General features: G+C 69.9%; 11 protein-coding genes. All 11 read left to right on the top strand.

Annotation, left to right across the window (positions count from 1 at the left end; genetic code table 11):
• The first annotated feature begins 1 nt into the window (after nt 1).
• The 11 genes from AC07OH_RS07945 (at nt 2) to AC07OH_RS07895 (ending at nt 15,523) form a co-directional block, all read left to right on the top strand.
• A complete protein-coding gene (locus AC07OH_RS07945; RefSeq protein ID WP_495300219.1) occupies nt 2-1,207 on the top strand; it encodes an FHA domain-containing protein in 1,206 nt (401 codons plus the stop codon).
• A 143-nt stretch (nt 1,208-1,350) separates the two neighbouring features.
• Nucleotides 1,351-1,557 carry a hypothetical protein gene (locus AC07OH_RS07940; RefSeq protein WP_021004014.1) on the top strand — a complete coding sequence of 69 codons (207 nt, stop codon included), beginning with the start codon at nt 1,351-1,353 and terminating at the stop codon, nt 1,555-1,557.
• Between the two features lie 55 nt (nt 1,558-1,612).
• A complete protein-coding gene (locus AC07OH_RS07935) occupies nt 1,613-2,026 on the top strand; it encodes a hypothetical protein (protein ID WP_495300218.1) in 414 nt (137 codons plus the stop codon).
• Between the two features lie 7 nt (nt 2,027-2,033).
• Nucleotides 2,034-2,843 (top strand): type III secretion system inner membrane ring lipoprotein SctJ, encoded by an 810-nt coding sequence (gene sctJ / locus AC07OH_RS07930; RefSeq protein WP_495300217.1) that lies wholly within the window; start codon nt 2,034-2,036, stop codon nt 2,841-2,843.
• 6 nt (nt 2,844-2,849) lie between these two features.
• The gene (locus tag AC07OH_RS07925; protein WP_495300216.1) at nt 2,850-3,554 is read left to right on the top strand and encodes a SctK family type III secretion system sorting platform protein; all 705 of its coding nucleotides are present in this window, start codon (nt 2,850-2,852) and stop codon (nt 3,552-3,554) included.
• Nucleotides 3,536-4,174, top strand: a complete 639-nt coding sequence (sctL, locus tag AC07OH_RS07920) for a type III secretion system stator protein SctL (RefSeq protein ID WP_495300215.1) — start codon at nt 3,536-3,538, stop codon at nt 4,172-4,174. Before AC07OH_RS07925 ends, sctL begins: the two co-directional genes overlap by 19 nt.
• Nucleotides 4,171-5,517: a FliI/YscN family ATPase gene (locus tag AC07OH_RS07915; RefSeq protein WP_495300214.1), complete on the top strand. Its 1,347-nt coding sequence runs from the start codon at nt 4,171-4,173 to the stop codon at nt 5,515-5,517. The genes sctL and AC07OH_RS07915 overlap by 4 nt, the downstream gene beginning before the upstream one ends.
• Nucleotides 5,514-6,002, top strand: coding sequence for a serine kinase (locus AC07OH_RS07910; RefSeq protein ID WP_495300213.1), 489 nt, complete (start codon nt 5,514-5,516; stop codon nt 6,000-6,002). Before AC07OH_RS07915 ends, AC07OH_RS07910 begins: the two co-directional genes overlap by 4 nt.
• A gap of 21 nt (nt 6,003-6,023) precedes the next feature.
• Complete coding sequence (sctT, locus tag AC07OH_RS07905) at nt 6,024-6,806, top strand: type III secretion system export apparatus subunit SctT (protein WP_099789444.1); 783 nt, start codon at nt 6,024-6,026, stop codon at nt 6,804-6,806.
• An 8-nt stretch (nt 6,807-6,814) separates the two neighbouring features.
• Nucleotides 6,815-7,846: an EscU/YscU/HrcU family type III secretion system export apparatus switch protein gene (locus AC07OH_RS07900; protein WP_489056635.1), complete on the top strand. Its 1,032-nt coding sequence runs from the start codon at nt 6,815-6,817 to the stop codon at nt 7,844-7,846.
• 120 nt (nt 7,847-7,966) lie between these two features.
• A complete protein-coding gene (locus tag AC07OH_RS07895) occupies nt 7,967-15,523 on the top strand; it encodes a DUF4781 domain-containing protein (RefSeq protein ID WP_495300212.1) in 7,557 nt (2,518 codons plus the stop codon).
• Nucleotides 15,524-15,562: the final 39 nt, after the last annotated feature.

Genomic DNA, 15,562 nt, shown 5'->3' with positions numbered 1-15,562 from the left:
CGTGCGCGACACCGAAGACATGTCCCTCGACAACAGCAGTCACGCCAGCCGTGACGGCGAGGCTGCGCAAGACCCGCGGTCCGGCCCGGCCCTGGGCGAGGGCTGGTGCCTGCGCTTCCTGAGCGGTGCCGTGAAGGGTCGCACCATCGCGCTCAAGCCCGGGCTCAACGTGCTGGGCTCGGGCGGTGACTGCGAAGTGATGCTGCCCGGCGGCGACGTGCTGCCGCGCCACCTGGCCTTCACCGTCGGCGAGCTGGTGGTGTCGATGCAGCGCCTGGGCACGGCCTCGGCGCGGCTCAACGGCGAAGAGATGCAGCAGCCGCGCAAGAGCGTGGTGGCGGGCGATGTCGTGAGCCTGGGCCAGATCGACTTCCAGCTCGACCGCAGCTACACCGCCAACGCGCGCGAAGACCGCATGTTCGCGCCGGCCCGCGAGGCGCAGGCCGGCGAGGGCGCCCCGGTGGGCCAGCCCGCGCCGTCGTCGCGGCGCCTGGGCTACTGGGTGGGCGGCGTGATGGCGCTGCTGGCCGTGATCGGGCTGGCCGCCGTGTCGTTGGGCGATGCGGGCGCGGGTGCGCGCGCCAAGGGCAGCGTCAACCTGGCCGAGGTGGAGAAGGCGCTCGTGCCGTTTCCCGAGGTCGAGGTGGTGGCCGCGCAGGGCGGGCTGCTCGGCGTGAAGGGGTACGTGGAATCGAAGCAGCGGCGCCAGGCCCTGCAGCAGGCCATGGCGCCCTTCGGCAGCAAGGTCAGCGTCAACGTGCATTCGGCCGAGGACATGGTCGAGCAGGCGCGCCGCTACGTGGCCGACCCCGGCGTGGCCGTCACCTACACGGGGCAGGGCCGGCTGGTGCTGTCCGGCACGGTGGAAGACGCGGCGGTGCGCCAGAAGATCCGGCGCCTGAGCGAAGACCTGCATCCCTCGGTGCTCGTGTCCGACAAGGTGCAGTACCGCGAGAAGCCCGCTGCCGAGGCCAAGGAGCCCGACATCCGCGCCCAGTGGGACGGCTGGCAGAGCGTGCTGCCCGCGCGCATGGTGAGCATCACCGAAGACGGCAACGGCCTGCGCCACATCCAGCTGTCGAACGGCAACCGCTACTACGAAGGCTCGGTGCTGCGCTCGGGCGCGGAGCTCAAGCGCATCGATGCCGACGGGCTGGTGCTCAGCGGCGGCGTGCCCGACAGCAACAACAACAGACGCGCGAGATGAAGGCATGGACCCACGCAGCCTGCATCACGCGCCCCCCCGATTTCATGCGGCGACGCGTTCGTGCGCTGCGTGGAATGGCTTCGTCCCGCCGGGACGGAGCGCTTCAACCCTCGTGAATCGTTCCACTTGACCAGGAGATATATATGGCAGGCGCAGTTGACAGCTCTATCCAGCAGATGAACCAGGCCGCGGCGGACAACGCCCGGCTGATGTCGGCCAGCATGGCCGCTTCCACCAGCATCCAGGGCGCGGCTTCCACCGCGCACACGGTCAATGGTGCGAGCGCCGCGGGCGGCGAGGTGGCCAAGTCCACCGGCAACGACATCCGCCAGTCGGCCAAGTCCTCGTAAGCAGGTCCGCGCGGTGCCCGGTGCATCGCGCGGCCTTTTCCCCAGGAGGTGAACCATGACCGATCCCACCGCGCTGGTCGCTGCGGGCGCACCACCGGCCGACGTGTCCGGGCCGGCGGCGTCGCAGCAGGCCGCCCACGCTTCGCGCTTCGATCCGGGCGAGACCCGGATGTTCGCCAACATGATGCAGGGCGTGCAGGCGCCGCCGTCTTCCGTGGCCGCGCCCAGTGCGCTCGGCGACGCCGCCAAGGCGCTCGCGGCGCAGTTCTCGGGCAACGTGCGCTCCTACGAGGAAATGCGTCGCAGCATGCTCGAGTCGATCGACATGTCCGACCCCATCAAGACCATGTTCGCGATGACCGACCACTCGATGGAGGCCCACACCATGTTCGCGAAGATGCACATCTCCACGGGCCTGGCGAGCGCCGCCACCAGCCTGTTCGGCACCTTGCTGAAGAACCAGCAATGAGGATGCCGTGAACCCGCTGCGCCACCCCCTTTCCCTTTCCATTTTTTCGCGCCGCGGCCGATGGCTCGCGGCGCTGGCCCTGCTGCTGGCACTGGGCGGCTGCAAGGTCGGCTTGTATTCCAGCCTCAACGAGCAGGAGGCCAACGAGATCGTCGCCGCGCTGTCGGCCGAAGGCATCGACGCGTCCAAGAGCCGCGTGGAAGGCAGCAACTGGCAGGTCGAGGTCGACGAAGGCCGCATGGGCGCCGCGCTCGACGTGCTGCGCGCGCAGGGCCTGCCCAACGAGCGCTTTGCCACCATGGGCGAGGTGTTCCAGAAGCAGGGCCTGGTGTCCACGCCGTCCGAGGAGCGCATGCGCTACATCTACGCCATCTCGCAGGAGCTGTCGCAGACGCTGCGCCATGTCGACGGCGTGGTGTCCGCGCGCGTGCACGTGGTGATTCCGGCCAACGATCCGCTGAGCGAGAAGCTGCGCCCCTCGTCGGCGGCGGTGTTCATCAAGCACCGGCCCGACGTGGACATCCGCCTGCTGGCGCCGGCCGTGAAGGACATGGTGGCGCACAGCATCGAAGGCCTCACGCACGACCAGGTGTCGCTGTCGCTGTTCGAGGCGCGCAAGCCCGCGGCGGTGGCGCCGGGCGGCGAGGGCGGCCGGGGCCAGCCGATGGTGCTGGGCCTGTTCTCGACCTCGACCGCGATGGTGCTGCTGGGCCTGCTGCTCGTGGCCGCGGTCTGCCTGATGGTGCTGCCCACGCTGCTGCGCCGGCAGGGGCTGGACTGGCGCAGCTGGACGCGCCGCCAGGTGTTCAGGCGCTGACCACCGATGCCTGCATCACCCGTCACCGCACCCGAAACGCCGCAAGTTGCGCACGGCCCGATGGACCTCGTGCGCCTGGTGATGCGCTTCAACCTGCACCCCGAGGCCGAGCTGCATCCGAGCTGGCTGCCCGCCCATTGGCCGGCCCGCCACCGCAGCCTGGCGCGGCTGGGCGAGGGCGGGCGCGCGGTGCTCGCCAACCAGCTGCGGCGCGAACAGGGACCGGCGGGCGACCCCGGTGCCGACTACAACTTCGATGCGCGCCTCAAGCGCCTGGCACTGCTCGACGCCGCCGCGCTGCGCCGGCTCGCCGTGTACCTTGGGTTCTGCGTGCACTTGCCGCTCTTCAGGCAACGCGGCGGCGCAGGCGCGCAGATCCGCCGCCAGGCCCGCCGCTTCGACGCCGACGCGGTGGACTTCGTGCTCGACCGCGTGCCGCAGCTCACCGAGCTGCACATGGACAACGCCGCGCTGCAGCAGCGACCCCTGGCCACGGGCCGGGTGGTCGTCGACCGGGGCCATCGCCTGCTCCTGGGCCTGGCCGCCGCCGAAGGCGAGGCGATGCTGCATCGCCTGCGCCGCAAGCTGCCGCGGCGCATCTCGACGCTTGGCGTGCCGCTGCTGCAGCGGCCCCAGGCCCGGCAACTCAACGAACTGGTGCTCTCGTGCATCGTTCCCGAAAGACTGCCCCAATGGGATTGGCTTTTCTGATCACCACCGAGAACCTGCAGCTCCTGAGCGAGCGCAAGGTCCTCAAGGAAAACGAGTACGCCGCGCTGCTCGACGCCTCGGCCGTGGTCGAGACCGCGCGGCGCGAGGCGCGGCGCATCGTGCAGCAGGCCGCGCAGGACGCCGAGGCCAGCCGCCGGCAGGGCTACGAAGAAGGCCTGCAGCGCGCCAAGGCCGAATACGCGAGCCAGCTGCTGAGCGACACCATGGCCAGCGAGCGGCAGCTGCATGCGCTGCGCGCGTCCATGGCGCAGATCGTCGTCAAGGCCGTGGGCCAGTTCGTCGCCGACGCCGAACCGGCGGCGCTGTTCGAGGCGGCGCTGCTGCGCGTCGACACGCTGATCCGCCACGAGCCCTTCATCACCGTGCGCGTGGCGCCTGCGCAGGAGGCCACCTTGCGCGATGTGCTGGCGCGCTTGCGCGCCGACGCCAACTGGACCATGACCGTGAGCCTCGTGGCCGACGCGGCGCTGCCTGCCGGCGCCTGCGTGGTGCAGACCGCATCGGGCGTGCTGGAGATCGGCGTCGATGCGCAGCTCGAAGCCTTTCGCCGCGCCGTGGAGCGCAGCGGCGTCATCGACGGCGCGGAGGGCGGCCGATGAACCCGGTGTCCGATGCGGCCCTGGGCGTTGTCGCCGACCTGGCGCAGGCTTTCGGCCGTGTCACGCCGGTGGCGATGCGCGGGCGCGTCAGCAAGGCGGTCGGCATGCTGATCGACGCCTCGGGCATCCAGGCCCATGTGGGCGAGCTGTGCGAGCTGGTCACGCCGGGCGAGCCGCCGCTGCTGGCCGAGGTGGTGGGCTTTCGCAACAACACGGCCATCCTCACGCCGCTGGGGCCGATCACCGGCATCTCGGCGCTCACCGAGGTGGTGCCCACCGGGCGCGGCCATGTGTGCCCGGTCGGCGCCAGCCTGCTGGGCCGAGTGCTCGATGCGCTGGGCCAGCCCATCGACGAGCGCGGCCCGCTGAAGACCCACATGCAGCTGCCGGTGCACCGCGAGCCCGTGAGCCCGCTGGCGCGCCGCATGATCGACGCGCCGCTGCCCACCGGCATCCGCGCCCTCGACAGTCTGCTGACACTGGGCGAAGGCCAGCGCGTCGGCGTGTTCGCGCCGCCCGGCGTGGGCAAGAGCACCTTGCTGGGCATGCTGGCGCGCGGCGCGACGGCCGACGTGAACGTGATCGCGCTGATCGGCGAACGTGGGCGCGAGGTGAAGGAGTTCATCGAGCACAACCTGGGCGCCGAAGGCCTGGCGAAGACGGTGATGGTGGTGTCGACCTCCGACCGTCCGCCGATGGAGCGCATCAAGTCGGCCTATGTGGCGACGACCATCGCCGAGCACTTTCGCGACCAGGGCAAGAAGGTGCTGCTGCTGGTCGATTCGCTCACGCGCTTTGCGCGCGCGCAGCGCGAGATCGGCCTGGCCAGCGGCGAGCCGCCCACGCGACGCAGCTACCCGCCGTCGATCTTCTCGATGCTGCCGCAGCTGCTGGAGCGCGCGGGGCAGGGCAAGACGGGCTCCATCACCGCCGTGTACTCGGTGCTGACCGAGGGCGATGAAGAGAACGACCCCATTGCCGAGGAGGTGCGCTCCATCCTCGACGGCCACATCGTGCTGTCGCGCAAGTTCGCGGCGGCCAACCGCTACCCGGCCATCGACGTGCTGGCCAGCATCAGCCGCGTGATGCCGCTGGTGGCCTCGCGCGACCACTGCGCGGCGGCGGCGCGCTTTCGCAGCCTGCTGGCCAAGTACCAGGAGATGGAGCTGCTGGTGCAGATCGGCGAGTACAAGCCCGGCGCCGATGCGCTGGCCGACGAGGCGATCCGCGCGCGGCCGGCGATGCTCGCGTTCCTGTCGCAGCCGTCGGGCACGAGCCTGCCCTACGAACAGTCGCTCGCCCAGCTGCTGCAGGTGGGCGAGGGCGCGGAGGTGGTGCAATGAGCGGCATCGACTGGAAGACGCTGGTCGGCGTGCGCGAGCGCCAGAAGACCATCGCCATGGGCGTCGTCGCACGCGACCGCGCGGCGGCCGCGCAAAGCCACGCCGAACTGCAGCAGGCCCAGGCATGGCAGCAGCAGCAGGTGCAGAACAAGGCGGCGCATTGGCAGTCGACCGCCGGCGCGCTGTCGCACGGGCAATGCAGCGTCGCGCAACTGCGGCATGCCGGCGCCTGGAGCGGCGCGCTCGATGCGCAGATCGCCCAGGCCGGCCAGCGCGCGGCGCAGGCCGGGCAGGCCCATGCGCTGCGCGAGCAGACGCTCGATGCCAGCCGGCAGAAGCTGCGCGCCGCCAGCGGCGATGTGGAGAAGGCGCAGCAGATGCAGCAACGCGCGCGCACCGAGCAGCTGCGCATGCAGGACCTGCGGCTGGACGAGGCGGCCGAGGAAAGCGCGTCGCAGGCCTGGGCCGCACGGCGCCCGGCCTAGGCAAAAGGACACGCACAGCCCATGGACCCCACCATCGAGCTCGCCAGCATCGAGAAATTTTTCTCCTCAGTGGTGCTCACGCTGCCGCGCCTGTTCGCGATCTTCGCGGTCGTGCCCTTTCTGTCGGGCGGCATGATCACCGGCACCGTGCGCAACGGCCTGTTGTTGCTGCTCGCGCTCTTCATGTCGCCGGTGGCGGGCGACATGCCGGTGGCCTCCATCGGCACCTGGGTGCTCATTGCCGGCAAGGAGGCCTTCATCGGCCTGATGCTGGGCCTGGGCTTCGGCATCTTCATCTGGGCCGTGCAGAGCGTGGGCGACCTGATCGACTTCCAGACCGGCTCCAGCAACGCCTCGTTCTTCGACCCCGTGGCGGGCCACGAGAACGGCCCCACGGGCGAGTTCCTCGGCTGGATGGTGATCACGCTGTTCGTCTCGGCCGGCGGGCTGCTCGCCATGCTGGGCGTGATCGTCGACTCGTACCGGCTGTGGCCCGTGGCCTCGTTCTTTCCGAACCTGGGCCTGGTGATCGAGCAGTTCGCCGTTCGACAGGGCGACACGCTGTTCCTGTGGATCGTCAAGCTCGCGTCGCCGGTGGTGTTCGTGCTGCTGCTGGTGGAGCTGGGCATGGGCCTCATCAGCCGCGTGGCACCGCAGCTCAACGTGTTCGTGTTCTCGCAGCCGCTCAAGAGCCTGCTGGCGCACCTGATGATGTTGCTGTTCGTCTTCTTCGTGTACGAGTCGCTGCAGGAATTCCTGCGGCCCGAGAACGGCGTGCTCGATTTCCTGCGGGCCACGCTCTAGCGCACGCCATGGCCGAGAAAGACCAGGACCCCACCCCCAAGCGCCTGCGCGATGCGCGCAAGCGCGGCGAAGTGGTGTTCAGCAACGACGTGGCCTCGACCCTCGTGTTCGCCGTGGTCGTGGTCTGCATGTGGCTGGGCGGCGGCGCCATCTACAGCCTGCTGCGCGAGCTGTGGCTGCACGCCACCAGCACCAGCCTGCTCACGCAACCCGACGACCGCTTTGCCGAGCTGCTGCTGCACACCGGCGCGGCGCTGGTGTGGGGCACGCTGCCCGTCACGGCCATCGCGGCGGTGGCCGGTATCGTCGGATCGCTGGCCCAGGTGGGCGGCGTGGCCGCGTGGGAACGTCTCAAGCCCGACGTGAGCCGCATGAACCCGGCGCAGGGCCTGCAGCGCATCTTTTCCACGCGCAACCTCATCAACCTGCTGAAGATGAGCGTGAAGACCGCGCTGCTCGCGGGCCTGATGTTCGTGGTGGTGCGCGGCTTCGTCGACACCTCGCTCAAGCTCGGCCACGCGACTCCGGCCGCGATCATGACCGCCTCGGCCCACATGGTGCTCGTGGCCTTCGGCTGGGCCGTGGTGATCTACGCACTGATGGCCGCGGTCGACTACGCGCACGAGCACTTCGAGTTCATGAAGCAGCAGCGCATGTCGATCGACGACATCCGCCAGGAATACAAGGAAGTGGAGGGTGACCCGATCAACCAGTCGCGCCGCCGCTCCGCCCACTTCGAGGCCGTGTACGCCAGCCTGGGCGACCGGGTGCGCATGGCCTCGGCCGTGATCCATTCGGCCCGCACGGCCGTGGCCCTGCAGTACCTGGGCGAGGCCGACCTGCCGCGCGTGATCGCGCGCGGCGAGGGCGAGGTGGCCGCGCAGATCCGCCGCTTTGCCGGCGAGGGCCTGGTGCCGATGGAGTTCGAGCCGTCGCTGGCCGAGCGCATCTATGCCGAGGTGCCGGTCGATCAACCGATTCCGCGTTCGCTGTACGCGCCCGTGGCCACGCTCCTGCGCTGGGCGCAGGGCCAGGGATGACGCCATGGCCGCGCGTCACCCGTCGTCTTTCTTCTTTGTCTGAACCCGTTCATTTCCGGAGGTCCCATGGTCGCAGCTGCCGTTTCATCTTCAGGCCCATCGCAGTCCGTCCTCGATCAGATGGCCGCCGCGCGTGCCGCCGAAGACGCGCGGCGCGCCGCCGAAGCGGAAGCACGCCGGCTCGCCGAAGAGGCCGCGCGCAAGGCGGCCGAGGCCCTGCGCCTGGCGGAAGAGGCCCGCAAGAAAGCGGAGGCGCAAAGAAAGGCTGCCGAAGCGGCCGAGCTGAAGGCTGCGCAGAGCAAGGCCGAGGCCGACCAGGCCGAAGCGCAGAAGGCGCGCGCCCAGGCCAAGACCGACGAACTCGATGCGCTGAAGAAAGAGGCCGCTTCCAATCTGAGCAGCAAGGAATCGACCCTGGCGGCCAGCAAGCTGGACGACGTGTGCCAGAGCCGCGCGAAGGGCAATCCATCGGATGCGACGCTTGCGGCGCAAAGCGAGGTCGACGCCGCGAAGAAGACCGTCGCGCTGTACGACACTCCGCCCGCCCCGCCGAATGGCGAAAAGGCGCCACCGGCGAGCAAGGCCACGCAGGACCTGCTGGAGAAAGCCCAGAACGCCGCCAAGCCGGTGTTCGATGCGCAGGCGGCCAACGGCGACGGCACGCCTGCGCAGAAGGCCGCGTTCGATGTCGCGTTGAACGACTGGCTCGAGTCCGCCCAGAACGACCTGCGCAACGCGGGGCTGAAGGCGCAGGCCCAAGGCAAGGACCCGAACGCCGCCATCGACCAGGAAGCGACCCGCCTCAACCAGGCGGTCGACGACGGCCGCGTGTTCGACCCGGGAAAGATGGCCGAGTACGTGGGCAAGGCGCGCGACGGCGTGAAGGCCGAGGCGCCCGCGGTGCGGCAGCTGCGTGCCGAGCAGTACGACGTCGGCCAGTCGGGCAAGAAGCAGGTGGCCGACGGTCGCACCGAGGCGCGCGACGCCGAGGACGCCGCCACCAAGGCCGAGGCCTACTACGCCAGCTTCGGCACTGGCCCGGGGAGCAACGACACCATCGTCAGCGCCAGGCAGAACGCCAAGTCCGAAGCCGAACGCCTGCGCGGCCTGGCGAACCAGGCCCACACGAAGCTCGACGGCCTGGTGAAGACCTTTGGCATCAGCGACGCGTCGGACCCGGGCAACCCGAAGAAGAACGTGCTCGGCGCGGTCAATGCCGACTACAACGCGCGCGCCGCCGACGCCGAGGTGAAAGACCTCAGCACCCGCTACGACCTGGCCGTGGCCGGCGGCGACCCGGCGAAGATCAAGGCGGCCGAGACCGCGCTGCGCGAGGCGCAGGACGGCCAGCGCTACATGCACGCCGTGAACGACGACGCGAAGGCCGCCGTCGACGTGAGCGACGCGCAGACCGAGTACACCGACGCCGAAGGCGCGTGGAAGGCGCTGTCGCTGCAACGCCCCGGCACCTACACCGTGACCGAGCGCGATGGCAAGAAGGAGACCACCAAGGAGGTCAAGGCCGAAGGCTATGACCCGGCCTTCTGGGCGCGTCCGGACACCAAGGAAGGCGAGAAGGTCAAGCCCATCGACGGCAAGTACTTCTATGTCGACGGCAAGAACAAGACCGAGCTCGACCCCGCCACCGCGCGCCTGTGGGCGGCCAAGGACAAGCGCGAAGCGTCTGACAAGAACGCGGCCGCCACCGCCACCGCGCTGGGCAATCTCAAGGATGACCTGATCGGTGGCAACGACGGCAAGGGCCCCAGGCTGGACACCGGGCGCTACGTGGACAACGCCGACGCCATCAACCAGCGGCTGCTCGACGCCAACGAGGCGGTCAAGAAGGCCACGCCGCAGAACCTGGGCGTGGCGCTGGAGACGCAGCGCACGGCCCAGGCCGAATTCAATGCGATGAAGGCCATGCAGGAACTGCGCACCGCCGAGCGTGACCAGGCCGCGGGCAAGCCCGTGGACCCGCAGCGGCTGACGCAACTGCGCGACACGGCGCGCGATCTGCAAGGCAAGGACGACGCAGCCAGGCCCAAGCTCTCGCCCGAAGACGAGAAGAAGATGCGCGAAGTGCTCCTGCCGCAGGCGCAGAAGGACTACGACGCCAAGGCCGCCGAGGTCGACAAGCTCAATGGGCCGGGCAACACCACCACGCCGGCCGACCGCGAAAAGGCAGCGAGGGAGCTCGCCGCACTCGACCTCACCCGGCGCGACTACCGAAGCCAGCTCGGCCTGATCGACGCCGAGCGCGACTGGTACGCCGCACGCAACGAATACAGCCGCACCCCGTTCGCCAAGCCGCAGCTGTCGATGTTCATGCACGACAACAAGTCGACCACCGGCGACGTCTACCCGAAGAACTACGACCCGACCTGGAACCTCAAGCCCGGTGCCGACGGCAAGGTGAGCGCCGAGGGGCTGCCGCGCGGCCTCTCGCCCGACGACATCGAGGTGCAGTTCAACCCATGCGGCGGCGGCTACCTCGTCAAGATCAAGAAGGACTCGAAGGTCGTCGGCTGGCAGGCGTCGGAGGGCACCGGCGACATGCGCAACTTCGTCGTGCGCAAGGGCGAGTACAAGATGAACCCCGCCACCGCGCGGCTGTGGGCCACCTCGGAGAACGGCGACGGTGCCCTGGCCAAGGCGCAAGCCGAGCGCGGCGCCGTGGTCAAGCTGATCGGCGAGCGCCGCGAGGAGGCGCCGGCCGCGCCCGACGCCAAGCCCATGCTCGGCCCCGACGGCAAGCCCGTGCCCGAGCTGCGCATGGGCGACGACATGACGCAGCGCAAGAAGGACGTGGACAAGGGCGTGGCCGACGCCGGCGCCGCGCGCGACAAGGCACAGGCCGCCTACGACAGCGGCACCGGCGACCGCACGCAGCTGAAGAACGACCTGGACGACGCCAACTCGCGCGTCGCCATCGCGCGGAACGAGCAGGCGGCAGTCGATGCGGTGCTGCTCTGGCAGGACGCCCGGCGCACGCGCGAGCTGTTCGAGTCGAACGAGCGCACCGGCCGCATGAACATGTCGTACGTCAGGCCGCCGTCGGAGATGGAAAGCGACGCGCGCGCCAAGGTCGTCGACCTGCGCGACAAGTGGCTGTCGTCGCGCAACACCTTCTATTCCGACAGCACCAAGCGCGACCTGGGGGCCGCGCAGGCGGCGCACGACCAGTGGAAAAGCGCCAACCCCGGGCTGGCCGAGACCAGCAGCACCACCTGGCGCAAGCTGGAGGAAGTCAAGGGCAGGGCCGACATCGCCCAGCGCTACCTGACGGCCGGCGCCACCCAGGGCGCGGCCTCGCGCGAGCAGGACTTCATCGCCCAGAACCTGCGGCCCGACCAGCACGACAACGGCGCCGAGCTCTACAAGCTGTTCATGCGCGACCCGAAGCTGATGGCGCAGTCGATCATCAACAGCCACTACGTGCAGTACGGCGGTGACTTCACGCAGACGCAGAACCGGACGCAGCTGGAAAACATCGTCGCCCTCGGCCTGGGCTGGAAGCCCGATGTGGAGCTGGACCCGAGCACGCCCGCCAACAACACGCAGCTGCAGCAGACGCGCAACCTGTTCACCCACCTGAACAAGGACCAGAAGGCCGTGCTCGACAAGACGGTGGACGCGCTGGTCAAGCAGGGCGGCGAGAAGGCCAAGGTGATGGTGCTGCCGGTGGTCTACGGGCTGGAGGGCGACAAGGGCGGCATCGTGAAGACCGCGCTCTTCAAGGTCGAGACCGAGCCCGGCAAGGCGCGCTACGTGGACGAGCAGGGCTGGGACTACAAGGACCTGAAGGACTACCGCGCCAACAACAACCTGCCGGTGCAGGGCGTGAACCTCGTCACGCCGGAAGACGGCAACTTCTCGCTCGACAGGGACGGCAACGTCAAGCTGTTCAGCGGCGACGCGCGCACCGAAAGCAAGTGGGAAGAGATCCGCCGCGTCGGTCACCTGGACGTGGTGGCCGGCGTGGTCGGCGTGGTGGCGGGCGTGGTGCTGACGGTGGGCTCGCTGGGCACGCTGTCGGCACCGGGCGTGATGCTGATCGCGGGGTCGGCGGCCGTGCTGGCGGCGGGCTACGGCGTGGCGACCTCGGCCGAGAGCCTGTCGCGGCAGGCCGACCACGGGCAGGACATCAATCCGTTCACCAGCACGCAGGCGCGGATGGACTGGATGACGCTGGCGCTGTCGGCCACCAGCGTGCCGGTGATCGGCGCCTCCACGCGCGCGACCATGCAGGCGATGCGCGCGCGCTCGGCACTCACCGAGGCCATGGCCGCGCACGGGGCGGGCGATGTGTCGGGCGCTGCCAGGCATCTGACCGACTACAAGCGCTATGCCCAGAGTTCCGAGGCCTGGGCCAAGCCTGCGGCGGCGGCGGGCAAGCCGCTGGCCTACGGCAGCGCCGGCGCCTTCGCCGACGGCGCGATCGACCTGGCGAATCGCTACGACAGCATGACGCCCCAGGAGCGCGAACGGCAGATCGGCATGATGGCCCTGAACGCGACAGGCTTCGCGTCGCGGCCCCTGGCGCGCGGCTACCAGAGCGTTCACAACGCGGTGAAGCCGCCGACCGTCGTGGACACCAAGGCGGTCGCGGCCGTGCTGAACGATCCGGTGGTGAATGCGCATGTGGCGGGCGGCGACAACGTCGTGCCGCTCGGCAATCGGCGCCCCACGACCGTGAACACCGCCGAAGACCCGGTGTCCACGGCGGCAAGGCCCGATGCGCTCGAACCCTTCCGCGAGACGGCACCGCGCAGCGAGACGTCGCTGCCGGAAAACGTGACGCCATTGCACCCGGTCAAGGCCGAGGCACCGGCGCAGACGCCGACGCCGGACAACGTCACGCCGCTGCATCCGGACGGGCCGCCCCGTGTGCCCGTGGAGGAGGCCGACGCTGCGCTGGCGCCCGTCATCTCGCTGGCCGTGCGCCGTGCCGGCGAGGGACCGGAGCCGGGCCCCGGCAGCGCGCCGGCCTCGGCGCGGCGGCCCCAGGAGCAGCAGATGCCGATCGCCGTGGGCGCGGACCATCCCGCGGCCAACGCCCCCTTCACCCGCTCGACGCAGCGCCTGGCAGCGGTGCGCCCGCTCGATGCGCAGGCGTCGGCGAACCAGGGCAGCGGCAATGCGCGCGGACAGGGGCCCGATCCGCAGTCGAACCCGACGGGCCAGCCGGCATCCGCGGGGCCGGTGCGGCCCGCTCCGGCGTCGTCCACCTCGGGCTCGCACACGGGACCGGCGACCGCAAGCTCTGGCGGGCCCGGTGGACCGGGAGGGCCGAACACGCCGTCGACGCCCGCCGCGCCATCGCCGACCGGCGGCTTCCGGGGATGGTTCGCCCGGATCAGCGGCCCGACCCGGGCGGCGGTCGGCGTCGGCCTGGTGCAGGGCGGGTCCATCACCGCCAAGATGCTCGGGGAAGGCACCTTCTTCGACAAGGTGACCGGCGGTGCCTTCGCGGCCTGGCTCAACCAGACCCGCGGGCTGGGCACGCGCGGCGCGTACTACACCGGCAAGCGAGGGCTGGAGAACGCGCTCGAGTTCGCGCGCACGGGCGACACCGAAAGTGCCGTGCGGCAGATCGAGTCGGTGGCCAGGCACAAGTCGCTTCGCGGCCTGTCGCCGGACGAGATCGCCAGCAAGAAGCAGAAGGCCATCGACCAGCTGACCGAGTTCGGTGATGCCTCGGCGCGCTATGGACAGGGGCTGCGCACGGCCGGCGTGCCGAAGGACGTGGCCGATCAGTTCCCGGTGCGCCTGGCCTCGGAAGCCGAGGTCAAGGCCGGCGCCGACACCAAGCTGCCAGAGATGCGTGACGGCACCTTGATCGGCAGCACCGGAAAGGCCGGCGTGCGAGGGTATGAATCGGGCAGGAAGAAGGCCGGGCCCGCCGAAGTCGCGCGCATGGTGGACGCCTACCATGCCGGCGACCCGCGGGCCAGGGCGGCGCTCGACGCGCTGCCCGACGCCAAGCGCGCGCAGCTGCTGTCGGCGCGCGACGCCGAGCTGGCCTATGCCAAGGTGCGCGACATGGTGAACACCGACGGCAACCTCATCAACATGAAGGATGTCCAGGGCGCATTGGGCAGCACCATGCACATGGGCTCGCGCGTCGGCTTCACCTTCAAGTACCTGGCCCTGGGGTTTGCGGTGAACTCGGGCGGAAGCGGTGTCTTCAACTTCGTGAGCCATGCGCTCAAGCCGGGCGCATGGGGGTTGGGCAAGGAAGGCTTGCGCACGGCCGGCCTTTCCGGCGAGGTGGTGGGCAACGTGCCGAACATCGGCATCCAGTGGAACTACCTGACCGCGCTGAACACGCGCACGAAGTTCTCCGATGCCGGCCCCGGCAGCCAGGTGCCGATCGCCGACGTCAAGGCGTACCTGAACAAGCGGCTGGGACGCATGGAGTACCTGCGCGACAAATGGTGGGGCCGGTTCGAGAACATGCTCGATACCCGGCCGCTGCGATGGGCCAAGAACAGGGCCGAGGCGTCGATCCTCAAGGATGTCGAGGTACGCAACACGCCCCTGAAGCCGGGCGAGACGGCGCCGCTGGAGAACCGCAACTTCTCCAAGCATGTGCTGTTGCGCAAGCAGCAGGCGGCGGACCGCGTGGACGCGCTGAAGAAGGCCATCGATGAAGCCGCCGCTACCGGTGACGAGGCGCCCCTGCGCGCCATGGCCAAGACCGAAAGCGAGCTGGCGGCCAAGTCGATGAACACGGCGGGCGACTTCATGGCGCTGCCCAGCATGTACCGCTACTTCTTCATGGGCGTGCTGGCGGCCTCCAGCGGGCATCCGGTGCTGGCGGGCCTCACGATGTTCCACGGCATCGTCTCCAACGGCGGCTGGCTGCGCTCGCAGCAGGGCAAAGGCACCATCTACCAGATGAAGATGGTGCCCTCGGGCATCAACGAGGGCCACGGCCTGTTCTTTGTGGGCAAGCACATCGGGCGCGGCTACAACTACCTGGTCGACAAGTTGCCGGATTCGGCGGGGCAGAAGATCGCGCAGACAGCCAAGGAGGTGCCGAAGGTCGGGCGCTTCGTGACGACGGACAACGTGTTCGAGTCGCTGAAGCTCGGCGCGACGGCGGAAGACGCCGCCAACCGGCGCCGCATGCGGCTGCTGCTGACCGGCGCCATCACGCCGAGCGTGAGCCTCTACGTGGCGCTCACGAGCGACGACAAGAACCAGCAACCGCCGGTGCAGCAGGTGCCGACGACGCCGGACACGTCGCCGCCGGATACGTCGCCACCCGACACCACGCCGCCGTCGACGCCGACCACGCCGACCACGCCGCCAGCGACCCCGACGACGCCGCCGACGACCCCACCGACGACACCGACCACGCCACCTCCCACCTCCGGCAAGCCCACACCCATCCTCGTCACCGTCGACGGCAACGACCCCGACACCACCACGCTCTGGGGCATCTCCGAGCACAACGAGCAGACGCTGCTCACGCCGCTTCAACTGGGCGAAGCGCGGCGCGAGGGCGGGGAGGTCCGTGTGATCGACGAGGCCCTGTCGCAGCTCTTCAACCTGAACCCGCGCTTCGACAGGCGACTCATGGACGGCGTGGCCAGCAACGTCGCGGGCGACCCGGACACGCTGCTCAACGGCTGGCAGATCGAGGTCGGACAGAGGCCGGCCACCTGAACCGCGCCACGCGCCGGGTGCCTGCCTTTCGACTCCCTT

Source organism: Variovorax sp. GW821-FHT10C12, assembly GCF_059415405.1.
Note: the sequence above shows the minus strand (reverse complement) of the source record. Positions and strands in the feature narration are given on the sequence as shown.

Excerpts from the sequence above, each read along its gene's own strand:
- AC07OH_RS07895 (WP_495300212.1), top strand. The coding sequence starts at position 7,967 with ATGGCCGCCGCGCGTGCCGCCGAAGACGCGCGGCGCGCCGCCGAAGCG.
- AC07OH_RS07910 (WP_495300213.1), top strand. The coding sequence starts at position 5,514 with ATGAGCGGCATCGACTGGAAGACGCTGGTCGGCGTGCGCGAGCGCCAG.
- AC07OH_RS07935 (WP_495300218.1), top strand. The coding sequence starts at position 1,613 with ATGACCGATCCCACCGCGCTGGTCGCTGCGGGCGCACCACCGGCCGAC.
- AC07OH_RS07925 (WP_495300216.1), top strand. The coding sequence starts at position 2,850 with ATGCCTGCATCACCCGTCACCGCACCCGAAACGCCGCAAGTTGCGCAC.
- sctT (WP_099789444.1), top strand. The coding sequence starts at position 6,024 with ATGGACCCCACCATCGAGCTCGCCAGCATCGAGAAATTTTTCTCCTCA.
- AC07OH_RS07915 (WP_495300214.1), top strand. The coding sequence starts at position 4,171 with ATGAACCCGGTGTCCGATGCGGCCCTGGGCGTTGTCGCCGACCTGGCG.
- AC07OH_RS07900 (WP_489056635.1), top strand. The coding sequence starts at position 6,815 with ATGGCCGAGAAAGACCAGGACCCCACCCCCAAGCGCCTGCGCGATGCG.
- sctL (WP_495300215.1), top strand. The coding sequence starts at position 3,536 with ATGGGATTGGCTTTTCTGATCACCACCGAGAACCTGCAGCTCCTGAGC.
- AC07OH_RS07940 (WP_021004014.1), top strand. The coding sequence starts at position 1,351 with ATGGCAGGCGCAGTTGACAGCTCTATCCAGCAGATGAACCAGGCCGCG.